Origin of the sequence: Niallia sp. FSL W8-1348 (assembly GCF_038006745.1) — a bacterium.
Taxonomy (GTDB): domain Bacteria; phylum Bacillota; class Bacilli; order Bacillales; family Cytobacillaceae; genus Niallia; species Niallia alba.
On record NZ_JBBOVV010000001.1, the window covers coordinates 2,239,512 to 2,252,770 of the forward strand.

Annotated in this window: 2 protein-coding genes, 9 tRNA genes and 6 rRNA genes; all 17 read right to left on the reverse strand. The window is 47.9% G+C overall.

The window, feature by feature from the left end; genetic code table 11:
- Nucleotide 1: 1 nt before the first annotated feature.
- Nucleotides 2-550 (reverse strand): UvrB/UvrC motif-containing protein, encoded by a 549-nt coding sequence (locus NST60_RS10715; RefSeq protein WP_040344102.1) that lies wholly within the window; start codon nucleotides 548-550, stop codon nucleotides 2-4.
- 30 nt (nucleotides 551-580) lie between these two features.
- Nucleotides 581-1,042: a CtsR family transcriptional regulator gene (locus NST60_RS10720; RefSeq protein WP_016204528.1), complete on the reverse strand. Its 462-nt coding sequence runs from the start codon at nucleotides 1,040-1,042 to the stop codon at nucleotides 581-583.
- Between the two features lie 471 nt (nucleotides 1,043-1,513).
- Nucleotides 1,514-1,630, reverse strand: a 5S ribosomal RNA gene (gene rrf / locus NST60_RS10725).
- 222 nt (nucleotides 1,631-1,852) lie between these two features.
- Nucleotides 1,853-4,788 (reverse strand): 23S ribosomal RNA (locus NST60_RS10730).
- Between the two features lie 333 nt (nucleotides 4,789-5,121).
- Nucleotides 5,122-6,670, reverse strand: a 16S ribosomal RNA gene (locus tag NST60_RS10735).
- A gap of 184 nt (nucleotides 6,671-6,854) precedes the next feature.
- Nucleotides 6,855-6,930: transfer RNA gene (locus tag NST60_RS10740), tRNA-Ala, on the reverse strand.
- 13 nt (nucleotides 6,931-6,943) lie between these two features.
- Nucleotides 6,944-7,020: transfer RNA gene (locus tag NST60_RS10745), tRNA-Pro, on the reverse strand.
- A gap of 8 nt (nucleotides 7,021-7,028) precedes the next feature.
- Nucleotides 7,029-7,105 (reverse strand) — tRNA-Arg (locus tag NST60_RS10750).
- A gap of 17 nt (nucleotides 7,106-7,122) precedes the next feature.
- Nucleotides 7,123-7,211 (reverse strand) — tRNA-Leu (locus tag NST60_RS10755).
- Between the two features lie 11 nt (nucleotides 7,212-7,222).
- Nucleotides 7,223-7,297 (reverse strand) — tRNA-Gly (locus tag NST60_RS10760).
- Between the two features lie 17 nt (nucleotides 7,298-7,314).
- A tRNA-Leu gene (locus NST60_RS10765) sits at nucleotides 7,315-7,399 on the reverse strand.
- Nucleotides 7,400-7,413: 14 nt separating this feature from the next.
- Nucleotides 7,414-7,486 (reverse strand) — tRNA-Lys (locus NST60_RS10770).
- Nucleotides 7,487-7,491: 5 nt separating this feature from the next.
- A tRNA-Thr gene (locus NST60_RS10775) sits at nucleotides 7,492-7,567 on the reverse strand.
- A 24-nt stretch (nucleotides 7,568-7,591) separates the two neighbouring features.
- Nucleotides 7,592-7,667 (reverse strand) — tRNA-Val (locus NST60_RS10780).
- A 14-nt stretch (nucleotides 7,668-7,681) separates the two neighbouring features.
- Nucleotides 7,682-7,798 (reverse strand): 5S ribosomal RNA (gene rrf, locus NST60_RS10785).
- A gap of 222 nt (nucleotides 7,799-8,020) precedes the next feature.
- A 23S ribosomal RNA gene (locus NST60_RS10790) occupies nucleotides 8,021-10,956 on the reverse strand.
- 333 nt (nucleotides 10,957-11,289) lie between these two features.
- Nucleotides 11,290-12,839 (reverse strand): 16S ribosomal RNA (locus NST60_RS10795).
- The 16S, 23S and 5S rRNA genes sit together here with 9 tRNA genes alongside, the layout of an rRNA operon.
- Nucleotides 12,840-13,259: the final 420 nt, after the last annotated feature.

Below are 13,259 nucleotides of genomic sequence, written 5' to 3' on the forward strand. Positions count from 1 at the left end.
GTTACTCCCCTCCCTCGATAAAAGAAGTTAACTGTTTTTCTTTACTTTTTATTTCATCTCGAATGACTGCTGCTTTTTCAAATTCTTCGTTATTAATTAGTTCCTTCAACTCCAATCGCAACTGCTCAATTTCCTTTTTGATAAGAAAATGACCACCAATGCGCTCCGGGATTTTTCCTTTGTGTTCAATATTCCCCCCGTGGAGTCGTTTAATAAACGGTAACAGTTGTTCCTTAAATGTATCGTAACAATGAGGACATCCTAATTTACCTATTTTCCTGAATTGAGAAAATGTCATTTGACAATCTTTACACTGTAAAGGTTTTTGTCTCTTATAAGTATCTTCTGTGATGTGTTGAAAACTTGGCTCTATATTTAATAACCCAGCTAATAAATTATTCAAAGACAAACCAGATGAACCATTAATCATAAATATATCGCCATTTTCCTTTGCACAATGCTCACAGAGATGAAACTCTGTTACTTTCCCATTAATATTTTTTGAAAAATGTAAAGTAGCTGGTCTTTGATTACATTCCGTACACATCATAGTTCTCACCTCAATTTAATCAAAGGGATATTATTTATATTTTAATGACGTTAACATCGCCTTTAATAATCTTGCTCTTAATTCATCTCTATATGGTAATTCTAAATATAATACAGAGCGATCGATTACACTTAACATAATTTTTGCTTCTCTCTTATTAATAACATCTTCTTCTACTAATCGAAGAATTAAATTTTCTGCACTATTTTGAGGTATCCGACTTTGAATAAGGGATAGTAATTGGTCAATTAAATGGGCATGATCATACGTTTGAACTTTCATAATTCGAATAAAACCGCCACCACCACGTTTACTTTCGACTACATACCCTTTTTCTATAGTAAAACGGGTATTTATTACATAGTTAATTTGTGATGGTACACATTCGAATTTATCGGCGATTTCACTTCGCTTGATTTCCACTAATGATTTTTCGCTCATTTCTAATACTTCTTTTAAGTAATTCTCAATTATATCCGAAATATTTCTCACCAAGCCTCCCCCTTCTGACTTTGACTATATTTGACTATAATTATACACGATAAAAATAATATTTAGCAAGGAAGACGTTTTATTAATTTTCCCATTTTTTAGCTATTCCAAACCTGTTATAGTCATTCTTTCATGAAAGAAGAGGTGGTTGTATAAAGATTATATTAACTATAGTCTGATTTATCACAATTTTCAAGTTTGATTGTTTAGCAATTCTGCATTTAGGTATAGTTTAATTAAAAAGCTGTTTTCGTAAAGTTTGTTGCTATTACCCACAGCCGGAACATTTCCAACTAATTTTTTTCTCTGATTGAAAAAACAACAATCTTTTAGAAAACAGCCAATTAAAAAACGCCGGCTTATATCAGATGGGGAAGTATTGAATGAAGTTATTATCCATGGAGAAAAAATAACAGTAAAAAAACATAAAAAAAAGCCCTAAAAGCAATAAGCCTTTAGAACCTTTTGGCAGCCTGGCGACGTCCTACTCTCACAGGGGGAGAACCCCCAACTACCATCGGCGCTGAGAAGCTTAACTTCCGTGTTCGGTATGGGAACGGGTGTGACCTTCTCGCTATCGCCACCAGACTATTTTATTTTGAGGTTATTCCCTCAAAACTAGATTATGAAGTAAAAAGAAAGAAATGAGTAATCATTTTGTCCAGCTCCAACGCCTATCGCCTATCAAACTTCCGATCATCTCCCTACGATAAGTCAACATCGATTCACTTACGTTCATCGTGTTTCCTTTATCTCAGTCGATGCTCCTCTAGTTTCTACGTCGATAAACAGGCGTTTCCGCTTTTCATTTTAGTTAAGTCCTCGATCTATTAGTATCAGTCAACTCCACATGTCGCCACGCTTCCATCTCTGACCTATCAACCTGATCATCTTTCAGGGATCTTACTAGCTTACGCTATGGGAAATCTCATCTTGAGGGGGGCTTCATGCTTAGATGCTTTCAGCACTTATCCCTTCCGCACATAGCTACCCAGCGATGCCTTTGGCAAGACAACTGGTACACCAGCGGTGCGTCCATCCCGGTCCTCTCGTACTAAGGACAGCTCCTCTCAAATTTCCTACGCCCACGACGGATAGGGACCGAACTGTCTCACGACGTTCTGAACCCAGCTCGCGTACCGCTTTAATGGGCGAACAGCCCAACCCTTGGGACCGACTACAGCCCCAGGATGCGATGAGCCGACATCGAGGTGCCAAACCTCCCCGTCGATGTGGACTCTTGGGGGAGATAAGCCTGTTATCCCCGGGGTAGCTTTTATCCGTTGAGCGATGGCCCTTCCATGCGGAACCACCGGATCACTAAGCCCGACTTTCGTCCCTGCTCGACTTGTAGGTCTCGCAGTCAAGCTCCCTTGTGCCTTTACACTCTACGAATGATTTCCAACCATTCTGAGGGAACCTTTGGGCGCCTCCGTTACTTTTTAGGAGGCGACCGCCCCAGTCAAACTGCCCACCTGACACTGTCTCCCACCCCGATCAGGGGTGCGGGTTAGAATGTCAATACAGCCAGGGTAGTATCCCACCAATGCCTCCACCGAAGCTGGCGCTCCGGCTTCCAAGGCTCCTACCTATCCTGTACAAGCTGTACCAAAATTCAATATCAGGCTGCAGTAAAGCTCCACGGGGTCTTTCCGTCCTGTCGCGGGTAACCTGCATCTTCACAGGTACTATAATTTCACCGAGTCTCTCGTTGAGACAGTGCCCAGATCGTTACACCTTTCGTGCGGGTCGGAACTTACCCGACAAGGAATTTCGCTACCTTAGGACCGTTATAGTTACGGCCGCCGTTTACTGGGGCTTCAATTCAGAGCTTCGTCTTACGACTAACCCCTCCTCTTAACCTTCCAGCACCGGGCAGGTGTCAGCCCCTATACTTCGCCTTGCGGCTTCGCAGAGACCTGTGTTTTTGCTAAACAGTCGCCTGGGCCTATTCACTGCGGCTCTCTCGGGCTTTAACACCCAAAAGAGCACCCCTTCTCCCGAAGTTACGGGGTCATTTTGCCGAGTTCCTTAACGAGAGTTCTCTCGCTCACCTTAGGATTCTCTCCTCGCCTACCTGTGTCGGTTTGCGGTACGGGCACCATAAATCTCGCTAGAGGCTTTTCTTGGCAGTGTGGAATCAGGAACTTCGGTACTATATTTCCCTCGCCGTCACAGCTCAGCTGACATGGTAATGGGATTTGCCTCATTACCGGCCTAACTGCTTGGACGTGCTAATCCAACAGCACGCTTACCCTATCCTCCTGCGTCCCCCCATTGCTCAAATGATTTAAAGGTGGTACAGGAATATCAACCTGTTGTCCATCGCCTACGCTTTTCAGCCTCGGCTTAGGTCCCGACTAACCCTGAGCGGACGAGCCTTCCTCAGGAAACCTTAGGCATTCGGTGGATGAGATTCTCACTCATCTTTCGCTACTCATACCGGCATTCTCACTTCTAAGCGCTCCACCAGTCCTTACGGTCTAGCTTCAACGCCCTTAGAACGCTCTCCTACCACTGACATCATAGATGTCAATCCACAGCTTCGGTGATACGTTTAGCCCCGGTACATTTTCGGCGCAGAGTCACTCGACCAGTGAGCTATTACGCACTCTTTAAATGGTGGCTGCTTCTAAGCCAACATCCTGGTTGTCTAAGCAACTCCACATCCTTTTCCACTTAACGTATACTTTGGGACCTTAGCTGGTGGTCTGGGCTGTTTCCCTCTTGACCACGGATCTTATCACTCGTAGTCTGACTCCCAAGAATAAGTATTTGGCATTCGGAGTTTGTCTGAATTCGGTAACCCGATGGGGGCCCCTAGTCCAAACAGTGCTCTACCTCCAATACTCTCAATCTTGAGGCTAGCCCTAAAGCTATTTCGGAGAGAACCAGCTATCTCCAAGTTCGATTGGAATTTCTCCGCTACCCACACCTCATCCCCGCACTTTTCAACGTGCGTGGGTTCGGGCCTCCATCCAGTGTTACCTGGACTTCACCCTGGACATGGGTAGATCACCTGGTTTCGGGTCTACAACCACATACTATTTCGCCCTATTCAGACTCGCTTTCGCTGCGGCTCCGTCTCTTCAACTTAACCTCGCATGTAATCGTAACTCGCCGGTTCATTCTACAAAAGGCACGCTATCACCCATAAAAGGGCTCTAACTACTTGTAGGCACACGGTTTCAGGATCTATTTCACTCCCCTTCCGGGGTGCTTTTCACCTTTCCCTCACGGTACTGGTTCACTATCGGTCACTAGGGAGTATTTAGCCTTGGGAGATGGTCCTCCCTGCTTCCGACGGGATTTCTCGTGTCCCGCCGTACTCAGGATACACTCAAGAGGGAACGAAGTTTCGACTACAGGGTTTTTACCTTCTACGACTGACCTTTCCAGATCGATTCGTCTACCCCGTTCCTTTGTAACTCCATATAGAGTGTCCTACAACCCCAAGAGGCAAGCCTCTTGGTTTGGGCTAATCCCGTTTCGCTCGCCGCTACTCAGGGAATCGCGTTTGCTTTCTCTTCCTCCGGGTACTTAGATGTTTCAGTTCCCCGGGTCTGCCTTCAGTACCCTATGTATTCAGGTAAAGATTCTATCCCATTACGGATAGAGGGTTCCCCCATTCGGAAATCTCTGGATCAAAGCTTACTTACAGCTCCCCAAAGCATATCGGTGTTAATCCCGTCCTTCATCGGCTCCTAGTGCCAAGGCATCCACCGTGCGCCCTTTCTAACTTAACTAATTGGCTTAAAAGCCTTAGTTTTTAATTCTTCTATTTACATAGAGAATCTAAGATGGCGATTACTCGGTTTCTTTCTTGTTTTTACTATTCATAATCTAGTTTTCAAGGAACAATTTCGGCTAAAGATAAACTTCGCATCTCTTCGTCAGCTTCTTTGCTCTGCTCCTCACGTACTGTCGTACGCTCCGGTGCTTACTCAGGCGCTTCCTTGATCTACTCGTTTCTCTTTACCCTCAAACTTCTTACTGTTTTGAGGAATTAATTGCTCCCTCAAAACTGAACAACAAATCGTCAACAATCTATGATGGAATGTAAATTCCATTTTCCTTAGAAAGGAGGTGATCCAGCCGCACCTTCCGATACGGCTACCTTGTTACGACTTCACCCCAATCATCTATCCCACCTTAGGCGGCTGGCTCCAAAAGGTTACCCCACCGACTTCGGGTGTTACAAACTCTCGTGGTGTGACGGGCGGTGTGTACAAGGCCCGGGAACGTATTCACCGCGGCATGCTGATCCGCGATTACTAGCGATTCCAGCTTCATGTAGGCGAGTTGCAGCCTACAATCCGAACTGAGAATGGTTTTATGGGATTTGCTCGACCTCGCGGTTTTGCTGCCCTTTGTACCATCCATTGTAGCACGTGTGTAGCCCAGGTCATAAGGGGCATGATGATTTGACGTCATCCCCACCTTCCTCCGGTTTGTCACCGGCAGTCACCTTAGAGTGCCCAACTTAATGCTGGCAACTAAGATCAAGGGTTGCGCTCGTTGCGGGACTTAACCCAACATCTCACGACACGAGCTGACGACAACCATGCACCACCTGTCACTCTGTCCCCCGAAGGGGAACGTCCTATCTCTAGGAGTGTCAGAGGATGTCAAGACCTGGTAAGGTTCTTCGCGTTGCTTCGAATTAAACCACATGCTCCACCGCTTGTGCGGGCCCCCGTCAATTCCTTTGAGTTTCAGCCTTGCGGCCGTACTCCCCAGGCGGAGTGCTTAATGCGTTTGCTGCAGCACTAAAGGGCGGAAACCCTCTAACACTTAGCACTCATCGTTTACGGCGTGGACTACCAGGGTATCTAATCCTGTTTGCTCCCCACGCTTTCGCGCCTCAGCGTCAGTTACAGACCAAAGAGTCGCCTTCGCCACTGGTGTTCCTCCACATCTCTACGCATTTCACCGCTACACGTGGAATTCCACTCTTCTCTTCTGCACTCAAGTCCCCCAGTTTCCAATGACCCTCCACGGTTGAGCCGTGGGCTTTCACATCAGACTTAAAGGACCGCCTGCGCGCGCTTTACGCCCAATAATTCCGGACAACGCTTGCCACCTACGTATTACCGCGGCTGCTGGCACGTAGTTAGCCGTGGCTTTCTGGTTAGGTACCGTCAAGGTACAAGCAGTTACTCTTGTACTTGTTCTTCCCTAACAACAGAGCTTTACGATCCGAAAACCTTCATCACTCACGCGGCGTTGCTCCGTCAGACTTTCGTCCATTGCGGAAGATTCCCTACTGCTGCCTCCCGTAGGAGTCTGGGCCGTGTCTCAGTCCCAGTGTGGCCGATCACCCTCTCAGGTCGGCTACGCATCGTTGCCTTGGTGAGCCGTTACCTCACCAACTAGCTAATGCGCCGCGGGCCCATCTGTAAGTGACAGCGAGATGCCGTCTTTCAGCTTTTCCTCATGAGAGGAAAAGGATTATCCGGTATTAGCTCCGGTTTCCCGAAGTTATCCCAGTCTTACAGGCAGGTTGCCCACGTGTTACTCACCCGTCCGCCGCTAACTTTAAAAGCAAGCTTTTAAAGTCCGCTCGACTTGCATGTATTAGGCACGCCGCCAGCGTTCGTCCTGAGCCAGGATCAAACTCTCCAATAAAGAGTTGATTAGCTCATTGCTAAACTCTAGCTTTTGTATTACTTGTTTTCACTCTATAACATTCGTTATAAAACGATTATTGTTGACGTTTGTTTGTTCAGTTTTCAAAGAGCAATTTGTTTGTTGCTATTAGAAGCAACCTTTATATAATAACAGTTATTAAACATACTGTCAATATATTTTTTGGTGGAGCCTAGCGGGATCGAACCGCTGACCTCCTGCGTGCAAGGCAGGCGCTCTCCCAGCTGAGCTAAGGCCCCGTATAATTGATAATGGTCGGGAAGACAGGATTCGAACCTGCGACCCCTTGGTCCCAAACCAAGTGCTCTACCAAGCTGAGCTACTTCCCGAAATATAATGGCGCGCCCGAAAGGAGTCGAACCCATAACCTTCTGATCCGTAGTCAGACGCTCTATCCAATTGAGCTACGGGCGCTTTATATTTAAAAACAATGGTGCCGAGGACCGGAATCGAACCGGTACGGTAGTCACCTACCGCAGGATTTTAAGTCCTGTGCGTCTGCCAGTTCCGCCACCCCGGCATTGTTTTTCATGGAGCGGAAGACGGGATTCGAACCCGCGACCCCCACCTTGGCAAGGTGGTGTTCTACCACTGAACTACTTCCGCATATATTTAATTATAATTGGTGCGGGTGAAGGGAGTCGAACCCCCACGCCTTGCGGCGCTAGATCCTAAGTCTAGTGCGTCTGCCAATTCCGCCACACCCGCAGACAAAAATAAGATGAGCCATGGAGGATTCGAACCTCCGACCCTCTGATTAAAAGTCAGATGCTCTACCGACTGAGCTAATGGCTCACAAATGGTGCCGGCTAGAGGACTTGAACCCCCAACCTACTGATTACAAGTCAGTTGCTCTACCAATTGAGCTAAACCGGCATATAAAAGTTTGTCCAATAAAAATGGTGGAGGATGACGGGATCGAACCGCCGACCCTCTGCTTGTAAGGCAGATGCTCTCCCAGCTGAGCTAATCCTCCATTATAATATAATCGCCTGGCGACGTCCTACTCTCACAGGGGGAGAACCCCCAACTACCATCGGCGCTGAGAAGCTTAACTTCCGTGTTCGGTATGGGAACGGGTGTGACCTTCTCGCTATCGCCACCAGACTATTTTATTTTGAGGTTATTCCCTCAAAACTAGATTATGAAGTAAAAAGAAAGAAATGAGTAATCATTTTGTCCAGCTCCAACGCCTATCGCCTATCAAACTTCCGATCATCTCCCTACGATAAGTCAACATCGATTCACTTACGTTCATCGTGTTTCCTTTATCTCAGTCGATGCTCCTCCAGTTTCTACGTCGATAAACAGGCGTTTCCGCTTTTCATTTTAGTTAAGTCCTCGATCTATTAGTATCAGTCAACTCCACATGTCGCCACGCTTCCATCTCTGACCTATCAACCTGATCATCTTTCAGGGATCTTACTAGCTTACGCTATGGGAAATCTCATCTTGAGGGGGGCTTCATGCTTAGATGCTTTCAGCACTTATCCCTTCCGCACATAGCTACCCAGCGATGCCTTTGGCAAGACAACTGGTACACCAGCGGTGCGTCCATCCCGGTCCTCTCGTACTAAGGACAGCTCCTCTCAAATTTCCTACGCCCACGACGGATAGGGACCGAACTGTCTCACGACGTTCTGAACCCAGCTCGCGTACCGCTTTAATGGGCGAACAGCCCAACCCTTGGGACCGACTACAGCCCCAGGATGCGATGAGCCGACATCGAGGTGCCAAACCTCCCCGTCGATGTGGACTCTTGGGGGAGATAAGCCTGTTATCCCCGGGGTAGCTTTTATCCGTTGAGCGATGGCCCTTCCATGCGGAACCACCGGATCACTAAGCCCGACTTTCGTCCCTGCTCGACTTGTAGGTCTCGCAGTCAAGCTCCCTTGTGCCTTTACACTCTACGAATGATTTCCAACCATTCTGAGGGAACCTTTGGGCGCCTCCGTTACTTTTTAGGAGGCGACCGCCCCAGTCAAACTGCCCACCTGACACTGTCTCCCACCCCGATCAGGGGTGCGGGTTAGAATGTCAATACAGCCAGGGTAGTATCCCACCAATGCCTCCACCGAAGCTGGCGCTCCGGCTTCCAAGGCTCCTACCTATCCTGTACAAGCTGTACCAAAATTCAATATCAGGCTGCAGTAAAGCTCCACGGGGTCTTTCCGTCCTGTCGCGGGTAACCTGCATCTTCACAGGTACTATAATTTCACCGAGTCTCTCGTTGAGACAGTGCCCAGATCGTTACACCTTTCGTGCGGGTCGGAACTTACCCGACAAGGAATTTCGCTACCTTAGGACCGTTATAGTTACGGCCGCCGTTTACTGGGGCTTCAATTCAGAGCTTCGTCTTACGACTAACCCCTCCTCTTAACCTTCCAGCACCGGGCAGGTGTCAGCCCCTATACTTCGCCTTGCGGCTTCGCAGAGACCTGTGTTTTTGCTAAACAGTCGCCTGGGCCTATTCACTGCGGCTCTCTCGGGCTTTAACACCCAAAAGAGCACCCCTTCTCCCGAAGTTACGGGGTCATTTTGCCGAGTTCCTTAACGAGAGTTCTCTCGCTCACCTTAGGATTCTCTCCTCGCCTACCTGTGTCGGTTTGCGGTACGGGCACCATAAATCTCGCTAGAGGCTTTTCTTGGCAGTGTGGAATCAGGAACTTCGGTACTATATTTCCCTCGCCGTCACAGCTCAGCTGACATGGTAATGGGATTTGCCTCATTACCGGCCTAACTGCTTGGACGTGCTAATCCAACAGCACGCTTACCCTATCCTCCTGCGTCCCCCCATTGCTCAAATGATTTAAAGGTGGTACAGGAATATCAACCTGTTGTCCATCGCCTACGCTTTTCAGCCTCGGCTTAGGTCCCGACTAACCCTGAGCGGACGAGCCTTCCTCAGGAAACCTTAGGCATTCGGTGGATGAGATTCTCACTCATCTTTCGCTACTCATACCGGCATTCTCACTTCTAAGCGCTCCACCAGTCCTTACGGTCTAGCTTCAACGCCCTTAGAACGCTCTCCTACCACTGACATCATAGATGTCAATCCACAGCTTCGGTGATACGTTTAGCCCCGGTACATTTTCGGCGCAGAGTCACTCGACCAGTGAGCTATTACGCACTCTTTAAATGGTGGCTGCTTCTAAGCCAACATCCTGGTTGTCTAAGCAACTCCACATCCTTTTCCACTTAACGTATACTTTGGGACCTTAGCTGGTGGTCTGGGCTGTTTCCCTCTTGACCACGGATCTTATCACTCGTAGTCTGACTCCCAAGAATAAGTATTTGGCATTCGGAGTTTGTCTGAATTCGGTAACCCGATGGGGGCCCCTAGTCCAAACAGTGCTCTACCTCCAATACTCTCAATCTTGAGGCTAGCCCTAAAGCTATTTCGGAGAGAACCAGCTATCTCCAAGTTCGATTGGAATTTCTCCGCTACCCACACCTCATCCCCGCACTTTTCAACGTGCGTGGGTTCGGGCCTCCATCCAGTGTTACCTGGACTTCACCCTGGACATGGGTAGATCACCTGGTTTCGGGTCTACAACCACATACTATTTCGCCCTATTCAGACTCGCTTTCGCTGCGGCTCCGTCTCTTCAACTTAACCTCGCATGTAATCGTAACTCGCCGGTTCATTCTACAAAAGGCACGCTATCACCCATAAAAGGGCTCTAACTACTTGTAGGCACACGGTTTCAGGATCTATTTCACTCCCCTTCCGGGGTGCTTTTCACCTTTCCCTCACGGTACTGGTTCACTATCGGTCACTAGGGAGTATTTAGCCTTGGGAGATGGTCCTCCCTGCTTCCGACGGGATTTCTCGTGTCCCGCCGTACTCAGGATACACTCAAGAGGGAACGAAGTTTCGACTACAGGGTTTTTACCTTCTACGACTGACCTTTCCAGATCGATTCGTCTACCCCGTTCCTTTGTAACTCCATATAGAGTGTCCTACAACCCCAAGAGGCAAGCCTCTTGGTTTGGGCTAATCCCGTTTCGCTCGCCGCTACTCAGGGAATCGCGTTTGCTTTCTCTTCCTCCGGGTACTTAGATGTTTCAGTTCCCCGGGTCTGCCTTCAGTACCCTATGTATTCAGGTAAAGATTCTATCCCATTACGGATAGAGGGTTCCCCCATTCGGAAATCTCTGGATCAAAGCTTACTTACAGCTCCCCAAAGCATATCGGTGTTAATCCCGTCCTTCATCGGCTCCTAGTGCCAAGGCATCCACCGTGCGCCCTTTCTAACTTAACTAATTGGCTTAAAAGCCTTAGTTTTTAATTCTTCTATTTACATAGAGAATCTAAGATGGCGATTACTCGGTTTCTTTCTTGTTTTTACTATTCATAATCTAGTTTTCAAGGAACAATTTCGGCTAAAGATAAACTTCGCATCTCTTCGTCAGCTTCTTCGTTCTGCTCCTCACGTACTGTTGTACGCTCCGGTGCTCACTCAGGCGCTTCCTTGATCTACTCGTTTCTCTTTACCCTCAAACTTCTTACTGTTTTGAGGAATTAATTGCTCCCTCAAAACTGAACAACAAATCGTCAACAATCTATGATGGAATGTAAATTCCATTTTCCTTAGAAAGGAGGTGATCCAGCCGCACCTTCCGATACGGCTACCTTGTTACGACTTCACCCCAATCATCTATCCCACCTTAGGCGGCTGGCTCCAAAAAGGTTACCCCACCGACTTCGGGTGTTACAAACTCTCGTGGTGTGACGGGCGGTGTGTACAAGGCCCGGGAACGTATTCACCGCGGCATGCTGATCCGCGATTACTAGCGATTCCAGCTTCATGTAGGCGAGTTGCAGCCTACAATCCGAACTGAGAATGGTTTTATGGGATTTGCTCGACCTCGCGGTTTTGCTGCCCTTTGTACCATCCATTGTAGCACGTGTGTAGCCCAGGTCATAAGGGGCATGATGATTTGACGTCATCCCCACCTTCCTCCGGTTTGTCACCGGCAGTCACCTTAGAGTGCCCAACTTAATGCTGGCAACTAAGATCAAGGGTTGCGCTCGTTGCGGGACTTAACCCAACATCTCACGACACGAGCTGACGACAACCATGCACCACCTGTCACTCTGTCCCCCGAAGGGGAACGTCCTATCTCTAGGAGTGTCAGAGGATGTCAAGACCTGGTAAGGTTCTTCGCGTTGCTTCGAATTAAACCACATGCTCCACCGCTTGTGCGGGCCCCCGTCAATTCCTTTGAGTTTCAGCCTTGCGGCCGTACTCCCCAGGCGGAGTGCTTAATGCGTTTGCTGCAGCACTAAAGGGCGGAAACCCTCTAACACTTAGCACTCATCGTTTACGGCGTGGACTACCAGGGTATCTAATCCTGTTTGCTCCCCACGCTTTCGCGCCTCAGCGTCAGTTACAGACCAAAGAGTCGCCTTCGCCACTGGTGTTCCTCCACATCTCTACGCATTTCACCGCTACACGTGGAATTCCACTCTTCTCTTCTGCACTCAAGTCCCCCAGTTTCCAATGACCCTCCACGGTTGAGCCGTGGGCTTTCACATCAGACTTAAAGGACCGCCTGCGCGCGCTTTACGCCCAATAATTCCGGACAACGCTTGCCACCTACGTATTACCGCGGCTGCTGGCACGTAGTTAGCCGTGGCTTTCTGGTTAGGTACCGTCAAGGTACAAGCAGTTACTCTTGTACTTGTTCTTCCCTAACAACAGAGCTTTACGATCCGAAAACCTTCATCACTCACGCGGCGTTGCTCCGTCAGACTTTCGTCCATTGCGGAAGATTCCCTACTGCTGCCTCCCGTAGGAGTCTGGGCCGTGTCTCAGTCCCAGTGTGGCCGATCACCCTCTCAGGTCGGCTACGCATCGTTGCCTTGGTGAGCCGTTACCTCACCAACTAGCTAATGCGCCGCGGGCCCATCTGTAAGTGACAGCGAGATGCCGTCTTTCAGCTTTTCCTCATGAGAGGAAAAGGATTATCCGGTATTAGCTCCGGTTTCCCGAAGTTATCCCAGTCTTACAGGCAGGTTGCCCACGTGTTACTCACCCGTCCGCCGCTAACTTTAAAAGCAAGCTTTTAAAGTCCGCTCGACTTGCATGTATTAGGCACGCCGCCAGCGTTCGTCCTGAGCCAGGATCAAACTCTCCAATAAAGAGTTGATTAGCTCATTGCTAAACTCTAGCTTTTGTATTGCTTGTTTTCACTCTATAACATTCGTTATAAAACGATTATTGTTGACGTTTGTTTGTTCAGTTTTCAAAGAGCAATTTCAGTGTCGTCATCGGGCGACTTTTTAATATTACCAGAAGTCATCGTTCGAGTCAACACTTTTTTAAAATTCTTTTTTGTTTCATCATTGCTTGTTTCAGCAACGAATATTAATATACCACCGTTTCATTCTCTGTGCAACTACTTTTTAAAAGAAAAAATATTCTTATTATTCGATCCTTCTTTTCCTATGATCCATTTAAGTATTCTTGAATTTTCTTATCTTATTATATACTTCCCCAATGCTTCTATTTAATTAGTTCGTAACTATTCTCTTTAAAGATATCAGATAGCATATAAATAA

Coding starts and splice junctions, on each gene's coding strand:
- NST60_RS10715 (WP_040344102.1), bottom strand. CDS start 550: ATGATGTGTACGGAATGTAATCAAAGACCAGCTACTTTACATTTTTCA.